18 protein-coding genes are annotated in these 19,601 nt (G+C 45.0%); 2 read left to right on the top strand and 16 right to left on the bottom strand.

Translation table 11 applies throughout. The annotated features are described in order from the left end of the window. Positions 1-122 precede the first annotated feature (122 nt). Together DW205_RS08955 and DW205_RS08950 are read left to right on the top strand one after the other, a co-directional pair. On the top strand, positions 123-1,292 hold the full coding sequence (locus DW205_RS08955) for a mechanosensitive ion channel family protein (RefSeq protein ID WP_005857209.1): 1,170 nt from the start codon (positions 123-125) through the stop codon (positions 1,290-1,292). Positions 1,293-1,361: 69 nt separating this feature from the next. Then, entirely contained in the window at positions 1,362-2,651 is a 1,290-nt protein-coding gene (locus DW205_RS08950) for a mechanosensitive ion channel family protein (RefSeq protein WP_005862622.1), read from the top strand. Positions 2,652-2,929: 278 nt separating this feature from the next. Here DW205_RS08950 and DW205_RS08945 read toward each other — a convergent pair whose 3' ends face one another. The 16 genes from DW205_RS08945 to DW205_RS08870 all read right to left on the bottom strand — a co-directional run bounded on the left by DW205_RS08945 (position 2,930) and on the right by DW205_RS08870 (position 19,454). Next, entirely contained in the window at positions 2,930-4,450 is a 1,521-nt protein-coding gene (locus DW205_RS08945; RefSeq protein WP_005862624.1) for an MBOAT family protein, read from the bottom strand. A gap of 9 nt (positions 4,451-4,459) precedes the next feature. After that, positions 4,460-5,791 carry a GDSL-type esterase/lipase family protein gene (locus DW205_RS08940; RefSeq protein ID WP_005862625.1) on the bottom strand — a complete coding sequence of 444 codons (1,332 nt, stop codon included), beginning with the start codon at positions 5,789-5,791 and terminating at the stop codon, positions 4,460-4,462. Beyond that, entirely contained in the window at positions 5,763-7,211 is a 1,449-nt protein-coding gene (locus tag DW205_RS08935; protein WP_005862627.1) for a hypothetical protein, read from the bottom strand. The genes DW205_RS08940 and DW205_RS08935 overlap by 29 nt, the downstream gene beginning before the upstream one ends. Before the next feature lie 98 nt (positions 7,212-7,309). After that, positions 7,310-7,915 carry a rhomboid family intramembrane serine protease gene (locus DW205_RS08930; RefSeq protein ID WP_005862629.1) on the bottom strand — a complete coding sequence of 202 codons (606 nt, stop codon included), beginning with the start codon at positions 7,913-7,915 and terminating at the stop codon, positions 7,310-7,312. Positions 7,916-7,987: 72 nt separating this feature from the next. After that, entirely contained in the window at positions 7,988-8,698 is a 711-nt protein-coding gene (locus DW205_RS08925; RefSeq protein WP_233523142.1) for a hypothetical protein, read from the bottom strand. Between the two features lie 173 nt (positions 8,699-8,871). Continuing rightward, on the bottom strand, positions 8,872-9,990 hold the full coding sequence (locus tag DW205_RS08920) for a universal stress protein (RefSeq protein WP_005862634.1): 1,119 nt from the start codon (positions 9,988-9,990) through the stop codon (positions 8,872-8,874). A 114-nt stretch (positions 9,991-10,104) separates the two neighbouring features. Continuing rightward, a complete protein-coding gene (locus DW205_RS08915; protein WP_005862635.1) occupies positions 10,105-10,377 on the bottom strand; it encodes a hypothetical protein in 273 nt (90 codons plus the stop codon). Between the two features lie 139 nt (positions 10,378-10,516). Then, positions 10,517-11,209, bottom strand: coding sequence for a phosphatase PAP2 family protein (locus DW205_RS08910; RefSeq protein WP_005862637.1), 693 nt, complete (start codon positions 11,207-11,209; stop codon positions 10,517-10,519). Between the two features lie 3 nt (positions 11,210-11,212). Next, positions 11,213-11,980: a tetratricopeptide repeat protein gene (locus DW205_RS08905; protein ID WP_005862639.1), complete on the bottom strand. Its 768-nt coding sequence runs from the start codon at positions 11,978-11,980 to the stop codon at positions 11,213-11,215. 4 nt (positions 11,981-11,984) lie between these two features. Next, a complete protein-coding gene (locus tag DW205_RS08900) occupies positions 11,985-13,796 on the bottom strand; it encodes a BatD family protein (protein WP_005862640.1) in 1,812 nt (603 codons plus the stop codon). Between the two features lie 32 nt (positions 13,797-13,828). Next, the gene (locus DW205_RS08895; protein ID WP_005862642.1) at positions 13,829-14,569 is read right to left on the bottom strand and encodes a tetratricopeptide repeat protein; all 741 of its coding nucleotides are present in this window, start codon (positions 14,567-14,569) and stop codon (positions 13,829-13,831) included. Positions 14,570-14,581: 12 nt separating this feature from the next. Continuing rightward, positions 14,582-15,601: a VWA domain-containing protein gene (locus DW205_RS08890; RefSeq protein WP_005857235.1), complete on the bottom strand. Its 1,020-nt coding sequence runs from the start codon at positions 15,599-15,601 to the stop codon at positions 14,582-14,584. A gap of 13 nt (positions 15,602-15,614) precedes the next feature. Continuing rightward, positions 15,615-16,601: a VWA domain-containing protein gene (locus DW205_RS08885; protein WP_005862644.1), complete on the bottom strand. Its 987-nt coding sequence runs from the start codon at positions 16,599-16,601 to the stop codon at positions 15,615-15,617. 3 nt (positions 16,602-16,604) lie between these two features. Continuing rightward, positions 16,605-17,579: a hypothetical protein gene (locus tag DW205_RS08880; protein ID WP_005862646.1), complete on the bottom strand. Its 975-nt coding sequence runs from the start codon at positions 17,577-17,579 to the stop codon at positions 16,605-16,607. A 9-nt stretch (positions 17,580-17,588) separates the two neighbouring features. Then, a complete protein-coding gene (locus DW205_RS08875; RefSeq protein ID WP_005857241.1) occupies positions 17,589-18,458 on the bottom strand; it encodes a DUF58 domain-containing protein in 870 nt (289 codons plus the stop codon). Next, positions 18,459-19,454 carry a MoxR family ATPase gene (locus DW205_RS08870; RefSeq protein ID WP_005857243.1) on the bottom strand — a complete coding sequence of 332 codons (996 nt, stop codon included), beginning with the start codon at positions 19,452-19,454 and terminating at the stop codon, positions 18,459-18,461. Positions 19,455-19,601 lie beyond the last annotated feature (147 nt).

The following is a 19,601-nucleotide window of genomic DNA, read 5'->3' as shown; positions in this document are numbered from 1 at the left end:
AAAGATACATTTTTCAATTGGATTAATACGCTTACATTTACAAGCAATCTTAACAAAAGGGCAAATTTAACGTAGGATTGAACCTATTTTTAAGAGTAGTGTTATATCAAAAAACGATTATTATGATAAATTTAGGTAGTTGGATGAACAAAGTCCTCACCGGATGGGGTGTAGACGAGAAAATAGCGAACACATTTGACGAGGCGATCATCGCCATCTTACTAGTGGCGGTCGCTATCGGATTAGATTATTTATGCCAAGCTATTTTTGTCGGAGGGGTACGTAGTATCGTTAAGCATACGCATTATAAATGGGATACGTTATTAATTAAACGTAAGGTCGTACATTATCTCGTACATACGATTCCCGGCATTTTAGTATATGCTTTGCTCCCGATGGCTTTTATCCGAGGAAAGGAATTATTATTCATTTCCCAGAAGATTTGCGCGGTCTATATCATATTTTCCCTGCTGTTAGCGCTCAACGGTCTTCTCTTAATGATGTTGGATTTGTTTAACCAACAGGAGAAAATGAAAAACAGGCCGATGAAAGGTTTTATACAAGTATTACAAGTGCTTGTTTTCTTCGTTGGCGGCATTGTCATTATAGCGATTCTCGTCAATAAATCCCCGGCTACCCTTTTCGCCGGATTAGGTGCGTCGGCAGCTATTCTTATGTTGGTATTTAAAGATAGCATATTAGGTTTCGTGGCGGGTATACAGCTTTCGGCGAATGATATGTTGCGCCCCGGCGACTGGATCACGATGCCTTCTGCCAACGCAAACGGTATTGTTCAAGAAATAACCCTAAACACCGTGAAAGTTCAGAACTTCGATAATACGATCTCGACAATCCCGCCTTATAATCTAGTGAATAGTTCTTTCCAAAACTGGCGCGGGATGGTTGAGTCTGGAGGACGCAGGGTTATGAAGTCCATTTATCTCGATTTGAATACGATCAAGTTCTGTACACCGGAGATGCTAGATACATTCCGCAAGGAAATTCCTTTATTAGCGGATTACCAACCGGATAAGGATGTAGTACCTACAAACTCCCAAGTATTCCGTGTATATGTAGAGCGTTATCTGACAAGTCTTCCTGTCGTAAATCAAGATTTGGATTTAATTATCAGTCAACTTCAATCCACGGAATATGGTGTTCCTGTCCAGATTTATTTCTTTTCCCGAAATAAAATATGGAAAGAATATGAACGGATCCAGTCGGATATATTCGATCATTTCTTCGCTATGATTCCTAAATTTGAATTGAAAGTATATCAATATTCAGACTAAAGTACGTGTTCGAATTATTTTTCCTATCTTCGTCTCCGGATTGTCTACTTAAAGTTTAAAATCGTATTTATGAGCAAGATACAAGAATGGGTATATAATTTATTAGTTCAAATTGGGTTGATAAGCGAAAATTCCAGTTACCTAGACAATATAGTGATCTTATTACTTATTATAGCCGTCACCGTTGGGATCGATTATAGTTGCCGGTATATTTTCCTAGGTATGTTCAAACGATTAGCGAGGAAGACGAAAAATCAACTGGACGATTTAATCGTGGATCGTAAGATCATCAATAAGATGATGCATATGATCCCGGCCATATTGATTTATATATTGTTACCATTCGCCTTCTCAGCCGAAGAGACACCGAAGATTTTAATATTGCTCCAAAAACTTTGTCAGATTTATATCATAGCGGTTTCTTTAAGGTTTATAAACGCTTCCTTAAATCTGATCCACGAGATCTATAATAAAAAAGATTCCTTTAAGAACAAGCCGTTAAAAGGCTTCATACAGATCTTGCAGGTTACGGTTTTCTTTATTGGAGTGATATTGATTATCAGTATTCTTATCAATAAATCCCCAGTTTCTTTACTGGCCGGATTGGGTGCGTCTGCCGCTATCTTGATGTTGGTCTTTAAGGATACGATCTTAGGTTTCGTTGCCGGCATCCAATTATCCGCCAATGATATGCTCCGGGCCGGGGACTGGATCACGATGAGTAAATATGGTGCGGACGGCACGGTTATCGAGGTGACATTGAACGCCGTGAAAGTAAGAAACTTTGACAATACTATTACGACCATCCCTCCTTACGCCTTAGTAAGCGACGCTTTCCAAAACTGGAGAGGTATGAGCGAATCCCCGGGCCGCCGTATCAAGCGCTCTATCAATATCGATATGAACAGCGTACATTTTTGTACCCCGGAAATGCTAGAGAAATTTCGTAAGATCTCTCTTATCACGGATTACATCGACGGAAAAGAACAGGAATTATATGAATACAATGAAGAACATCATATCGATAGCTCCATTTGGGTGAACGGACGTAGACAAACAAATCTGGGTGTCTTCCGTGCTTATCTCGTACGTTACCTGAGAAGCCTCCCGGAAGTAAGTAAGGAATTAGTCTGCATGGTAAGGCATCTACAACCGACTGATACAGGTATTCCCATCGAACTTTATTGCTTCTCATCCAATAAGGTATGGGTCGAATACGAAGGAATCCAAGCGGATATATTCGACCATGTTCTTGCGGTAATACCGGAGTTCGGACTAAGCGTATTCCAAAATGTATCCGGGGCGGATTTGAAGAATATCATCATCAAACTTCCCGCCGGCTCACAACCCTCAGAGTAAATGAATTCATTTAAGTCTTACGGCTCACTCAAGACTTAAATGTCACAACCGTTTGATAAATCTGGCGGGATTCCCCCCCTACAACGGTATTAGATAGGAACACACTAAGATGTCAAAAAAATATCTTAGGTGCATCGGCCGACGATCCTAAGTTACTTCAGTAATGAACCTAAGATACTTTGCCTATGAAATCAGTATCGGCGTAGCCTTACGGCACTAGTAGTGTAGGGTTGTGCCTATACTGGCGTGAGGCTATGCCGATATATGTGTTTGTCCCCTTAGAATTGGAAATAAATAAACGGCTGCACTCCCGCACTCTTAAACTGAACAACAATGAAAATCGCTATCGCCAATATAGCGGCCTGTATCAATAATGGGGTACGGGTCACGACTCCTCTCAAGGCATCCTCAGAGCGTTTAGGCATAAAATGCAGCACATAACCGATCACCATCAACGCAAACACCCCTTTATATCCTAAGACGAATTGCATGAACACCTCCGGATGAAAATTCGTAAAGATCTGGCGAAACATCTCTCCCACGGCCTTCATCGAGGTAGCCCGGAACAAGATCCATCCGAAACAAACCACATGGAAAGTAATCAGGACACCTAATACCCGTCGCCAAGGCTTCATCTCGCATCCTAAGGCCTTAAAGCTACTGAAATGCCCCATGATAAACTTATGCGCAGCCAAAGCTATACCATGTAAGGCTCCCCATAAGATGAAACTAATGGAAGCCCCATGCCATAACCCGCCTAGCAGCATCGTTATCATCAGATTCATATAGGTACGAATCTTCCCCTTCCGGTTCCCCCCTAAGGATATATACAGATAATCTTTTAACCAAGAGGAAAGAGAGATATGCCAACGACGCCAAAACTCGGTAATCGTAGCCGACTGATAGGGAGAGTCGAAGTTTATATTAAAGCGGAATCCCAACAACAGAGCGATACCGATCGCCATATCCGAATAACCCGAAAAGTCACAATAAATCTGTAGCGCATACCCATAGACACCCAATAAATTCTCCACACCCGTATAAAGCAACGGAGCGTCAAAAATACGATCCACGAAATTCATACTGATATAATCCGAGATAACCGTTTTCTTGAAAAGACCACATAAGATAAGGAACAATCCCTCACCAAACTCAGATCGCGTCACCGTAGGATTCTTATACATTTGAGGGATAAAATCCCGGGCACGAACGATTGGCCCGGCAACCAGTTGAGGAAAGAACGATACATAGAAAACATAATCGATCCAACGGCCGAGAGGTTGGATTCGTCCCCGATAAACATCTATCACATAGCTTATACTCTGGAAGGTAAAGAAAGAGATTCCTACCGGAAGGAAGATGTTCATCTTAAGCCATTCTCCCCCGGCGGCCATAGTAAACAGTTCGCCTAGGAAATTGAAATACTTGAAATACCCCAGCATACCTAGGTTTATGCAGAGACTAAGCGTAACGAATAATTTACGTTTTAATACCGATGTCGTATGCGAGATACATTGCGCTATCAAGAAATCGGAAGTAGCCGTAAATACCAGCAGCCCGAACCAAAGTCCACTACTTTTATAATAGAAATAAAGGGAAAACAGTGTCACGTAAATAATGCGAGCCAACGTATGTTTCCTTAGCGACATATAAATCATCAGGAAACCGATAAACAAGAAGAAGAACAACCCGCTACTAAACAAGATCGGGGCATTATGATGATATGTCAGGATATCTCCCAGTTTCTCCCACGTGAATTGATGATTACTAAGCCAATCTCTAAGTATATTATATTCCATATAAGATTCTTATCGGTTATTATATGATTCCATGAACGCCCTAAACAAAAGCGTTCCTTGTTCTTGATACCCTTCTTTCGTAAAGTGAATCCGATCCCGTCCCATCAAACGAGAACTATGCCATTTGCGGCACGAGTTTTTCCCTCCTGTCGTAGTGAATAAATCCCAGCAAGCGACCTCTTCTTTCTTCGCTACATTCCGGATAGCACGGGCAGCCCGCTCGGTATTATCATTACGCACATACGTTCGCTGTTTTCCCGACCGGACTCTCCTATAACATTCCGGAGGAGTCGTCAGTAAGATTGCCGTATTAGGCAACTCCTTCTTGACTAACGCCAAGAAAGCCTCTATCTGACCGGAAAACTCATCGGTATTAAAACGTCTGCCAAACGTCTCGTTGGTTCCCATAGAGATGATTAATAAGGACGGTTTTAATAAAGCCAACTGACGTATATAAGCCTCGTCCGTATAATTCACATACATCGCCCCATTCACTCCGATGGAATGGTATAAGATACCCCTGCTTCCATTCTTCAGTGTCAGGCCATAATATAAATTCGTAAAGGATGAGGCCGGTCGCAATGTATTCGTGCCCTCTTTCCGTCTCGTACTCTGCAATTGTAGAGTATCGGTCAAGCAGGAGATCCGGAAAGTGTCGGCTAATACACCGGGAACACATACGGTATCCGCACGAAATGTTTGGACCGAGTCTTTCAAAGCCCCGGCAGGAAGCATGGGCATCGACTTCTCCCCTCTATATAAGATCGCCTCATTAAACTCGTATCCGGCACCATTATTCGGAGTTATCACGACATCAAAATTAATCGAGGGGGAAACAGACTTAATCCCGATCCCACCGATCCCTATCGGGGTTTTCCGGACATGCTGAATACAACGTCCGGCAATCCAATCCTTAGCGACGGATTTGATAAAGTAATCATCCGGCTCGTTGGTCTTGCTCAACTTAAAAGGAGCGATCCAGCCTCGTCCGGCATTCCCGAACGCCTGTTGGAAAAGGCGCATGACACGACCGCTTAAATGTCCGGCTTGGATATGCGAATCCCCCAACTGGACGATCGTGATAGCCGTATCTTTCCCTGCACGCAACGAATCCAGTTCATTGAAAAAATTATTCCACTCCTTACTAGAATCCGGTAAGATCAACGTATCTTTTCCCACTTTCATAGAATAAGATAAAGGAGGCAACGCTACAGTATCCCGAACCGCCAAACTATCAAGAGATACATCCCCGTTTATTCCGGCTTTAGGTTTCGGAACAGAGAAGCCCATGATCACTCCTAAAACAACCAGACTAATTAACCACTTTCTCCGCTTCATCATAAAAATCTTTTTCTGATAATAACGCTTTCAGCAAGGCATCGGCAATCTCCCGTCCACCCCTAAAGCTTAAATGCGTATAATCCTTACTAGCCCAGTTTAATTCTACGAAACGGACCATACTGTTCTCTCCTCCCATAGCACCGAATACATTCCAGAAAGGAACCCCTGCCTTTTTAGCGGCTTGCCTTTGCGCATGCAGCAAGGCTAACACGGCCGGCATCGTCTCGAATTCCCCATCGTCTTGACGGCTTCTGTCCGACACCCCCAACATCAATATATCAGCTTCCGGAAAACAAAGTTGTATATGGTTAATGACCTTTACCATCCGGCTACTATACCATCCATAATTCATCACGTTGTCGCTCACGACATTCAACCCATACTGCAAGACAATCAAGTCATACGGACGGATCTTATTCAATGCTTGGCAACGGGAGACATCCAAGCGCTCCAATATCATACCCGAGTTTCCCCGAAGAGAGAAATTATCGACCACGACACCTAAATGATCCTCCATAGCGACCCCTAATGCCCGGAACTCAGGAGTATTCTTAAAAGTGAAATCCGCTTCGGTGAACATCCCTTCCAACTCGTATTGGGTTACGATCGATGTGGCGGGAAGCATCTCTTGTAGGGTATCGGCGGAAGCGTTGCAAACCAAGCGCATCTCCGTATTCTTATTCTGCTCATAAATCAGTTTCAAAGAAGAGAACGTCTGAAGCTCCGGATAACGCTTAGTCGTCTTCACATGGATGGAGGCGTTTTCCTCGTTTGCCTCGAACATCATCCCAGATAAAGTATATCCATGCTCATGATCTGTCAGCATAGACCAAGTAGTCCATCCGGAGGCACGTTGCTCCACGGTTGGACGGAACTGTGCCGCTACGGATGTGACCGGTACAAAACCAACACCCCGCCCCCCAAATTCCTTCTGCATCCCGGAACGGAAATCGGCCACCATAATATCTCCTTCGATAAAAGAATCTCCAAGGAAGGCCACACGTACCGGACGATTCAATTCCCGCCTGTTTTTTAAGGCGGCGAAGAATCGTTGCAAACCGATATGTCCAAGAGAATAGTCCTCGATATGAGCCCCCAGCGAATCCGCCCCTTGAACAGCATAGACCGCTTTGTATAACGAATCACGAAGGGCCAAAGCCGCTGAATCTATTCCGGCGGAACGCATGATAGAATCCCTTAATGCTACCGAATCTACTTGAAGGGTGTCCGCTTGTTCCAATTGTTGTTTCAAAGAATCCAAGGAGAGCTTTTCCTCTTTCACCTTGAAATCCGATAAAAGATCTACCTTTTTGATCTTATACCCGAACAATGTATCCGGAAGGCTATATAAACCAAAGCTCATCAACAACGTCAGCGACAGTAACGCTAACACTCTACCCAAATTATTATCTTTGTTCATCTAACTTTTGCTTATAAGGGGACAAAGATAGACAAGTTTACCTACCCGGAAATAATCTTCGGACAAAAAATAACCTTAAATTATCCGTTCAGGGTGGATCATCCCTTAAACGTAAGTTGAGACAAAAAGAGATGCAATAACGAAGGCTCCAGCAGCATTGGGAAAATCAATCCATAAATAGCCCCGTAGAAATGGGCATTATGATTTATGTTATCTCCTGTTTGTTTCGCCATATACTGGCAATAGGCCAGATATAGCAAGCCGAATACGATTCCGGGGACAGGCAGCACGGCGAAAAACAAGATCTTTCCCCAAGGATCAAGGAATATAGAGGTAAATAGAACCGCCGATACCGCTCCAGACGCACCGATAGAGACATAATACGGATCATTACGTCGTTTTATCAAATCATAAAGCGAAGCCACGATCATTCCCCCGAAATAAAGAGCCAGATAAGCCCCACTGCCGAATCCCATATATCGAAACGTTCGTTCAATATAGAGACCAAATGACCAGAACGTGAACATATTCACTAGTAAATGTGTCATATCCGCATGGATAAATCCATGTGTCACGATACGATAATATTCATGATTCCGGATCGTACGATATGGGATAAACGCTAATTTCATAAATAACTCCCTATTACTAAAACAGATAAAAGAGAGAATCACTGTTATTCCAATAATTAAATAAGTAATCATATATTCTATTATTTTTCTGATGAGCCACAAAGCAAAGCATAAATTCCGGTTTATACAAATATCAGGTATATATTATCTAAGCCAAAGGAAAAACAAGAATCCCCAAAGAAAAACAGATAACAGTAAAACCAAAGGCTTCAAAACTTTATCGCAAAAATAGCTCCTTACTTTCTTTCGATCAGGAATATTTTCCACTGCGATAACACGATTCACCTTATTCGTCCTATCAAAATAGGAAGAATATAGAATCAATATATAAAAACCGAATATTTGCAAAAGAAATAGGATGGAGACTAATGGCTTTTCATATCTTTTCTGTTTCTCTTCTATTTTGAATTGCTTTAAATCAATCTCTTTTATAACCCGAATCAATGTTTTCTTTTCTTCCAATATTAAAGAATCTAGATTCTCTGAAAAAGAAGAATCTAGACTTTTTAAATTCTCATAGTACCGGACCATACTATCAATTCTATTTCTTTCTGTATTCAAAGAACTCAATTTCATACTTTCAGCAGTCATATCTATATATGATATAGAAAAAGGGAAAAGTAAGAAAGCTAAAGACAACACATTACCACTAATAACAACAAATGTTTTATTCAAGCCTCTGTTTAGTTCCTTCCAAAAAATATTTGTCAAAAAAAACACACTAAGCTGTATAATACAAGCAATACATAAAGTACGTATGGTATACCCCACTAATTGCAGCCAATTCTCCATCGCTTCTACATCTACAGTAATACCAAAGAGGGTCACCGCATAAATCAATGTTATAACCATCATTTATCTATGTTCTTTCTTTAATCCAAGTACCAGATCAAACATTCTTTCCCACATACTATCCTTATATTTTTTCGCCAAAGATACAAAGATTGCTTTAAGCACATGGTATATAATAAAAAAGTGGATAAGCCTTTTCTCATATCCACTTTTTTATTTGTTACTTGAATAAGAAGCTACTTCTTGCTATCGATTACCAATAACGGAGTATCGGTGTGGAATAACATTTTTCTCGCGATCGAAGGATTGAACATTCGGGCTAGGATATTACGGCGATATGTGCTTAGGGCTATAACATCAATTTGTTTATCACGAACAAATTTCTCGATGGCTAACAGCAAGTCACCATCGGCTAGAACCGTATGGGAAATATGGGCATGTGGATATTGTTTCTTGAAATATTCACGGACGCCTGTCAAACGAATCTCATTCCATTCATCTTTGCTGGTAGAGATATTGAATAGATGAATATTAAAATCAAAGCCTTTGATGATTTCCATAAACTCGTCAAACGCTACCAAATCTCTCTGGTTAAACGATGTTGCGAAAGCGATATTCTTAGCGTCTCTCAAATCCGTGAAAGGAACATTCTCCGGTATCGCCAATACAGGAACCCGGTTCACCTCGATAACCTCTCCGGTCACGCTACCGATCAGATCCATATCTTTTTGGCTCTTACCTCTCGTTCCCATCACGATCAATGTCGGATGATACTCCTTGCTATAAGCGATGATCTCCTCTTCCGGCAAGCCTTCACGTAATACATAATCGTATTTTACCTTGGGTAATTCGCCAGAGGACATCTTCCGGTTGATATGCGTACAAATATTCTCCATATCGATACGGACACGTTGTAAGATATGCTGTACGGATTCCTCCTCGTTTACTTGGTAAGCTAATGTATCTCCCATCGGGATAGCAGATGGAAAATAGGGGCTGAAATAGGCGTGCATGATCATCACCTCCGCACCTACCGCATGAGCGTAATTAATTCCCAACTCACAAGCCTTGGCGGAATAATCCGAGAAATCAATCGGGATCAGAACTTTCTTGACCGCATTAACCTTCGCCTCTTCCTCCTTTGGTTCCTCAAACCACTTATTGTCTTCAATAATGCGTAAAGCATGCGGTAAATCACTCTCCTTAATACGCACACGCACTCCTGCCGAAACGACGGGCTGGATCTGGTTTACATTATGTATATAGACCTCTATGCCTTCTGTTTCGAGGATTGTCTTGAGAATCTGGGCTTTCTCAAACGTGTGGATAGCCAATGTCACTAATTTATCTTCCATACTCAATACATTTTTATAGATGAAACAATCGGGATTTATGAATTGTTGAATATAAAAAAATCCCAAAGCGTTCTTTCATTTAGCTATGGGATTTTTTATACGAATGAATTTCTCTTACGCTTTCTGTGCTTCGGCATCCTGACTCTCGGCCAGTATCTGCAAAGCACGCTCGAAAATAGTCGTATCATCTAAAACAACCAACCCTCCGTCTGGACCGGGCTCGATATGGAAACCACAACTCCGTCCATCTTGAAAATTATGTCCACCGAAATAGTTGCGAACTGTCTCAACCTTTAATCCCAACTCATCAGCGATGCGTTGTATACTTCCGTCAGGTAACGAGTCTTTAATTCTTCTCAGTTCGTTAAATGTAATCGTCTTTGTCATGGCTTTCTTATTTTGAAGGTTAATACTTTTGTTTAATATTATGGCACTAACTTAGTCATTTAATAGCATTGAAACAAATTATTATTGAGAAAATGAATCGAAAACAAATATGCTTTACGACATACTCAACCAAACTCTCTTATCTAAAGCATGATACCAATTGCTCATTAAATAGAGCTATTAAAAGGATGGTCAACCAAATCGCATAGGTGATCAAACGTTTCCGAGTATCCGAGTAAATGGCCTCCGGACGTACCCAAGAATCTACCGGAATCAATTTAGGCCTTATATAGAGGTATAACAGATATACAACATACCCGAATAGCAAACCGGATAAAGCTCCCGGAATAATATCCGTGATAAAATGCACTCCTAAATAAATACGAGTATAGGAAGTCAAAATCGCCCAAAAGAAAATAGTCCATCCAAATAGCTTATTCCGGAAGATCAGCGCCATCAAGGTAGCGAAACCGAAAGCGTTCGCCGCATGGCTGGAGATAAATCCATACATACCTCCCCGATAACCGAACACCACCTTTACCTGATCCATAAAATCAGGGTGATGAGTCGGACGGAAACGGGTGAAGATGGGTTTACAAACATGCGAAGCGAACTGGTCGCATAGCGTGATCGTCAAGACTATGGCCAATAAGATCAACAACCACTCCTTCCAGTTCTTCTTATAGCACAATACCACCAATATAAAAAAGGCTAACGGTAGCCAAACCGCCTTGCCTGAATAGATCCACATAAAGCGATCTAAAAAAGCGGAGTCGCTACCGTTAAGCATAAAGAACGTATCACGTTCCCAAACCAATAATTGTTCTAGCATGTATCAGATTTTTTCTATGTCTTTACTAGGCATCCATCCTACGTTCCCATCCTCAAGCTCGATCTCGCTCCATTCGCCAAGCGTACTCTTCACGGTCACGTTCGTTCCCTCATGTAATACGAAAAGATCCGTACCACTAGCGTCGGGCGAGCTTTTCACCGTAACGGTCGGGGCGAATACGATGGCATGTTTACGGTTTATCATCTCATCCTTCTGGTCGCTGGCGAATATATTGGCAAAAACAACCATGATAATAAATAGGATACCCAAATAGAAACCGATCTTCTTCAAGCGTACCCAACGGGAGAAAAAGAACAAGATCAAGCAACCGATAAACAACAGGAAGCACACGATACCTGTCTTCGCCCAAGAGTCTGCGGAACCGAGATTCTCCACGCTCTTAAACCATTTGACCAAGAAGAAATCACCAACCGGCTCAATCTTATCGATCGTCTTCTGACGGGCCATCTGTAAATTGAAGCGAGCATCGCTATCACCCGGATCCAGCAGAAGACAACGTTCGTAGTTCAATATAGCCGGAGCGATCTTACCCGCCTTATAATAGGCATTTCCCAAATTATAATAAACGGCGGCAGACTCGCCATTGCTCTTCAAGATTCCCTCATATAGCTCGATCGCCTTTGCATAATCTTCTTTCGTGTAAGCGACCTCGGCCTCCTTCAAGGCGGTATCTTGCGCATAAGCAGATCCTATCAGACATAGAGTCAATAAGAAAAACAATACCTTTCTTAAATTTATAGTCATCTTCATCTTCTTACTTTTTAATTGTATTCTCCATTTTACCAATAGCGTCTACCGTCAGCTCATACAGCTTATCCATAGCGTCTGACGCTTGGGACGGAGCGTAACGAGCGAACTCACAAGTATTCAAGATATCCATGAACTCATTCGTCAAGGATTCGTCTACACCGTATTTAGCCAATTCTGTCTCTACGTTATCCTTGGTCAGATCGGATTGCGGGATACTCAGCTTATCGCTCAAATAGCCCCACAACGCACGCAGTACCTCGTCGTAGAATTCTTCCTTCTTGTTCTCTTTCATCAGCTTGCCGGCGTTCTTCAGACGTCTAACCGCCATCTTGTTCGCCTTCTTGGTACGAACCAAGGCGATGTCGGCGTTTTCCTTCACCTGCTTACGATAGATAAAGAAGAATACGATAAACAAGATAGCCGGTACGATATAGCAAAGATAATACATAAAGGAACCGAAGAATATACCATCACCTCCCTCGATAAAGGAGAAACCTTTCGTCTTTAGGTAACGGATATCCTTGCCTAAGTATTTCACGCTCTCTTTATTACTGAAGTTCGATACGACCGGGGAAGAACCGCTACCGCCCTTGCCTTGCTCCACATGCAACTTATAAGGCTCGGACTTGATGGTCTTATAGGAACCGGACTTGATATCGAAATAGGAGAAAGCGATCGCCGGGATCTCGAAATCACCCGCGTAACGGGGTATCGCCATATATTCGATCGTCTTGCTTCCACTGACACCGGCAGTCGTGGTCTTGATGTCCATCTCTACTTTTGGGTCGTAGACATCGAAATCGTTCGGGAAAACCACTTCCGGGTTCTTCACCAACTTCACGTTTCCGTTACCCGTGATTTTCACCTTTATGGTTACAGCCTCGTCTGTCTTGACGTTGTTCGAGCTGATATCAGCCGTCATGGAGAACGTACCTACGGCACCGGAGAAAGAAGCGGGCTTACCGGAGGGCAAAGGCTTCACGTCGATAGTAACCGGAGAGGTGGTCAACACCTTGCTCACATCCCGATACGAGTCGAAGAAGCTATCGAAGATACTACCGCCACCCGCTTGTTGCATACGGACCTTCACCACGGCGTCGAACTTGCCACTACTGATCGTAATCTTTCCAGAGCGTTGCGGATACAGGATCACTTGACGCATCACGGCCGACTGGTAGTTACGTCCGTTGTAGTTTTCCAAGGTCAGTTGTTTCTCTTGCGGAAGCTCGATCTCTTGCACAAGAAAACCCTCAAACTCAGGATACTTCAAGCCAGTAATTGCGAAGTTCTCTAAGGAATAGACCTTGAAAGTCACCAAGAAACCTTCTTGCTCGAACACGCTTCGTTTGGATACGTCCATCTTCACGAACAGCCGATCGTTAGAGATCGCCCCGCTCGCCGTCGTTGTCTCCGCCTCTTGCTTACCCGCCTTATCCGCCGGAAGCACCTTGATGGCCAAGCCATTCGATGTATAATTAGAGCCGTTCACCTTGATCGTTGCCGGAGCGATATTAAACGTACCTTCCTTCTTCGGCATCAAGACATACGTATACGTAACGGTTGTCTCGCTGGTACTCTTCCCGTTCACCCAGCTACTGCTATAGGAGGTGGATTGGGAGGGACCCATTAATACGTCAAAGTCTGGCATCTCCTGCACTCTCAAATCCTTGCCTTCAGCATTGACGGTGAAAGTCAAGCGAAACTGCTCTCCCATTACCACCGCTTGGGGCGCCGAGGCCTTGAAGGTCACATCCGCGGCCTTTGTCGCCACCCCTACCGTTAACATCAGGATGAATAAGAAAATTAATTTCCTCATTGTGTATCTCATTTTTTCGTTAATTATCCAGTTTACCACTCCTTCTCGGTCTTCCGGCGTTGTTGCTGTTGCATCTGCGCCTTCTTCACTTTCTCTTGAGTGTCTTTCTCGTCTTGCAGGAAGGCATCCAACATCTGCTGGGCATTGTCCTTGCTCATTTGCTCGTTGGATTGCTGTTGCTCTTGGGTCTTATCCTGTTTCTGGTCGTCTTGCGGCTGTTGTTGTTGCTGTTGCTGCTGATCGTCCTTCTGATCCTTGTTCTCCTGCTTGTCGTCGTTCTGTTGATCTTGGCTCTGATCCTGATTCTGCTGATCCGACAGCAGTTTTTGGGCCAAGGCCAAGTTATAACGGGTCTCGTCATCTTTCGGGTTCAAGCGAAGCGATTGCTTATACACCTCCACGGCCTTGCCGTAATCCTTGTTCTGCATGAAGATATTTCCCATATTATGATACACCTCCGACAAGCGTGCCTTCCCTTCCGGCGTAGCCACCATCTTCTCCCCTTGCCCGGCGATCAATTGATATTGCTCGGCGGCCTCGGGGAACTTGCCTTGCTTGTATAGGGAATTCCCAAGATTATAGGTTCCTTCCGTAGAGCGGGGATTCACCTCCAAGCTCTTGCGATAAGCGATCTCAGACTCGGTGTATTTCTCGCTCTCATAAAGTTTATTCCCCTCACGCACGTTCTTCCGTTCCGCTTTCTGGGCAGAGACCGCCCCGGCACTGAGCGCCAAGACCGATACCCATATCATAGATTTATATATACGTCTCATCACTTCGTCGAATTAAGAGAATAATTTTACTTTCCTAAATATACGGTTCTTACGATCCAAGGTCATGAAATCGGCGATCAAGAGAAACAAGGCGATCCAAGCGAAAATCTGGAACTGCTCGTCATACTCGGAATAAACCTTGCTATCCAGCTCCGTCTTATTCATTTTCTCGATTTCCTTCTGAAGGGCTTTCAAGGCAGAGTTCGTATTGTCCGCACGCACATACATACCGTTTCCGGCGGCGGCGATCTCTTGCCCCATCTGCTCGTTCAGCTTCGTGATCACCACGTTTCCATCCTTATCCTTCATATAATTATTGCTTCCTTGGATGGGGATCGGAGAACCTTTCGGATCACCCATTCCCACGATGTTCACGTGGATGCCCTTCTCGGCGGCGGCTTTGGCGGCACCGATAGCGTCGTCCTCATGGTTCTCGCCGTCGGTGATCAAGATGATCGCCTTATCGGTCGTCTCGTCCGGGGTAAAGGAACGGGCGGCCAAGTTGATGGCGGCACCGATCGCCGTACCTTGCGTAGAGACCATCGACGGGTTGATAGAGGACAAGAACATCTTGGCGGAGATATAATCCGAGGTGATCGGCAACTGCGTGAAAGCGTCGCCGGCGAACACGATCAAACCTACCTTATCATTCGTAAAGCCGTCCGTCAATCGGGATAGCATCTGTTTGGCTTTATCCAAACGGTTGGGCGACACGTCCTCGGCCAACATGGAGTTGGATACGTCCAGACACACCATGATCTCTACTCCCTGACGCTTCACCGTCTCCAGTTTCGAGCCGAATTGAGGCCCCGCTATAATAAAGATAACCATGGTAATGGCTCCGAACAACAGCCAAAACTTCAGATGCTGGCGCTTGGTCGATACCTCGGGCATCAACTCGGCCAACAACGTAGGGTTACCGTATTTCTTTATCGCTTTCTTCTTCACGATCATGGCGTACACGTAGAACGCCACCAATGCGGGAAGGAGAAAAAGCAAATATAAAAAGTCCGGATGCGCAAATCGAAACATAAGCCTTTTATCTTTATGGTATATTTCTCAACAATGTATTTCTCAATAAGATCTCCACCAGCAACAAGGCGAACACCAGCAAGGCCCAGTTCTTATACTCCTCCTGCTTCTTGCTGTACTCCTGTACGCTGATCTTGGTCTTCTCCATCTGGTCGATCTCGGAATAGATCTCCTTCAGGCTGGCGTTGTCCGTAGCACGGAAATATTGCCCGCCCGTGGTAGAGGCGATCTGCTTCAACGTAGCCTCGTCGATCTCTACCGGTATATTCTGGTACTGCACGCCGAAAGCGGTCTGGAACGGATACGGCGCCATGCCTTTCGTTCCGACTCCGATCGTATAGACACGCACGCCGAACGTCTTGGCGATCTCGGCGGCGGTAACCGGAGCGATCTCGCCGGCGTTGTTCGAACCATCGGTCAGAAGGATGATCACCTTCGACTTAGCGTGGCTGTCCTTGATACGGCTCACGGCATTCGCCAAGCCCAACCCGATAGCCGTTCCGTCTTGGATCATACCGCTTTGGATATCCTTGAAGAGATTCAGCAAGACCGTATGATCGGTTGTCAACGGGCATTGCGTAAAGCTCTCGGCAGAAAAGACCACGAGACCGATGTTATCGTTCGGACGGCCGTTGATGAACGACGCGGCCACATCCTTCGCCGCCTCCAAGCGGTTCGGTTTCAAGTCTTGCGCCAGCATACTACCCGAGATATCCATCGCCAACATGATATCGATACCTTCCGTGGAAGAATTGGACCAACTATTCGTGGATTGTGGACGGGCCAAGATCACGATCAGCAGCGCTACCGCTACCATACGCAACACGAAAGGCACGTGACGCAAGTACACGATCCATGATGTCGCTCCCGGCGCCTCGAACGCCTCCGACGAGGAGACCTGCAAGCTGGCCTGACTCTTGCTCAGCTTGTAGACGTACCATCCGATCATCGGGATGAGCAACAACAATAAATATAAATAATTAGGATTCGCAAATACCATCTCTTAATCCTTTAAATTAGTTGTATCGTTCGTAGATTCAGGCTCTTGCATCTCCTCCACCTTCGTCTGGTTCACGAACAAATACGCGTTCATCATACTCAAATCATTCTCATCCGGCAGCGGGTTCATCTTGGCGAATTTCACGAAGTCGGCCAATTGCAGAATCTGCCTCAAGTTATCGTACACGCTCTGCGCCTCAGAGTTCTTGCGGATCAGCTCCAAGATCTCACCGGAAGTCATCTCCATGGCATTGATACCGAAACGTTCCTCGATATACTTACGCAGCGTATCCGTGATCAAGGTGTAATACTCCTTGCTTCGTCCTTGCTGCCAGAGTTTCTGTTGCTTGATCTCGTCCAGTTCCTTGATAGCCTGCTCGTGAGGCGGAAGTTTCGGCTCCTCTTTCTTGAATGGGATCAACGACTTCTTCGCACGGATCCGTTTCACGATATAGGCGATCACGCAAATCAAGAACAGGGCCAGCAAGATCCCGTAAATGATCGGATAATAATCGGCCCATACGAAAGGCGGCTTCCATACGGTCTTGATGTCGTTGAACTCCTCCGGCTTGTCCGCGTTCACGGGAATCGTGGAGACCTTCAAGGCGACTTGGTTGGAATATACGGTATCCACCCCGTCTATCACCTTCAACGGAGGTAATAGATAGAGTGACGAATCAAACGAGGTAATCAATACATCCTGCTTGATAACGAGCCGGTCGTTCTCGATCTCCGTGGAGTCCGCCTTGGAGAGATTCAACACCTCCACACCCGTCATCAAGGTATCGTTCGGGATCACGATCTGCACAGGGCGATCCTTATCCGCCGTTACCGTAAGGTGCAAGGTAGTCTGCTCTCCGATCAATATGGCGGCCGAGTCGATAGCGACATCGATCAACGGCCTTTGCGCATATGCCCTTCCCCCCGCGAGGGAAGCGGCGGCGACCAGAAACAGGATACTTTTCTTTATCAATTTCATCTGCTTGCTTTAATTACGTTTGTCAAAAAGAGCAATCAATGCTTTCACATAATCATCCTCGGTACGGACAGAGACGGAGTCTACACGGCATTTCTTGAACGTATCGCTCATCTTCGCCTGCCGTTTCTCCCACCATTCCTTATAGGCCGCACGCACACGGGCGGAGGAACTGTCTATCCATTGCTCCTTCCCGGTCTCGGCGTCCTTGATCTTCATAAGGCCTACGGCGGGAAGCTCGGTCTCACGACGGTCGTACACCTGAATGGCTACCATGTCATGCTTGCGGTTGGCCACCGTCAAGGCGTCCTTGAAACCCTCCTTGTCAATAAAATCGGAGATGAGGAAAGCCGTACAACGCTTCTTGATGGCGTTGGTCAAGTACTTCAACACTTGGCTGATATCCGTCCTCGTCTCCTCCGGATGGAAATCGATCAGCTCCCGGATGATATATAAGATATGTTTCTTTCCTTTCTGGGGCGGGATAAACTTCTCGATCTTGTCCGAGAAGAACACCACGCCGATCTTATCGTTGTTCTGTATCGCCGAGAAAGCCAAGGTAGCGGCGATCTCGGTGATCACCTCCTTCTTCATGACGTTGACGGAGCCAAAGTCACGGCTACCGGACACGTCGATCAGCAGCATCACCGTCAGCTCACGCTCCTCCTCGAACACCTTGACGTAGGGGCGGACGTAGCGGGCGGTCACGTTCCAGTCGATATCCCGGATATCATCGCCGTATTGATATTCCCTTACCTCGCTGAACGCCATACCACGGCCCTTGAAAGCCGAATGGTACTGGCCGGCGAAGATGTTACGGGAAAGACCACGGGTCTTTATCTCGATACGGCGGACCTTTTTTAATAATTCACTTGTCTCCATTTAAGGAACTTCTACTTTATTCAAGATCTCGCTGATTACCTCCTCTGAAGTCAAGTTGTTCGCCTCGGCCTCATAACTCAAGCCGATACGATGGCGCATCACGTCGTGGCATACCGCACGGATATCCTCCGGGATCACATAGCCCCTACGCTTGATGAAAGCGTACGCACGGGCGGCCAACGCCAAGTTGATAGACGCACGAGGGGAAGCGCCGAAAGAGATCATGCTCGCCAAGTTCGGCAAACCAGCCTCAGCCGGGAAACGGGTAGCGAAGACGATATCCACGATGTAACGCTCGATCTTCTCGTCCAAATAAACCTCACGAACCACGTTACGGGCGTCGAGGATCTCCTCTTTCGTCAAGATCGGCTTGATCTCCGGACGTTCTCCGGATATATTCTGGCGTATGATTAATTTCTCTTCCTCCTTCTTCGGGTAATTGATGATCACCTTCAACATGAAACGGTCTACCTGCGCCTCAGGTAACGGGTACGTACCCTCCTGCTCGATCGGGTTCTGGGTAGCCATTACCAAGAAAGGCTTCGGCAACTTGTAGGTATGCTCGCTGATCGTGACCTGACGCTCTTGCATGGCCTCCAACAAGGCACTCTGTACTTTCGCCGGGGCACGGTTGATCTCGTCCGCTAACACAAAATTAGCGAAGATCGGGCCTTGCTTTACCTGGAACTCTTCGCTTTTCTGACTGTAAATCATCGTACCGATCACATCGGCCGGAAGTAAGTCCGGGGTGAACTGGATTCGGCTGTATTTAGCGTCGATCAACGACGACAATGTTTTAATGGCAAGTGTCTTAGCCAAACCCGGCACACCTTCCAACAGGATATGTCCGTCCGAAAGCAAACCGATCAACAAAGATTCAACCAAATGCTTTTGTCCGACGATTACTTTGTCCATACCCATCGTAATCATGTTCACAAACGAGCTTTTACTTTCAATTCGCTCATTCAACTCACGAATGTCTACTGTCTGACTCATAAGATTTATTCTATTATATTGTTATTATATTGTCCCAATTTTACGTTGATTTTTTAGGATGCACAAAATTAGAAATGTTAAATTCGTATCCTTCACTTTTGCAGTTAAATAATACTAACCAACACTTCCTTGTTTTGTTTTATTTTA

Source organism: Parabacteroides sp. AM17-47 (genome assembly GCF_003434625.1).
In the GTDB taxonomy this organism is placed as follows: domain Bacteria; phylum Bacteroidota; class Bacteroidia; order Bacteroidales; family Tannerellaceae; genus Parabacteroides; species Parabacteroides distasonis.
Note: the sequence above shows the minus strand (reverse complement) of the source record. Positions and strands in the feature narration are given on the sequence as shown.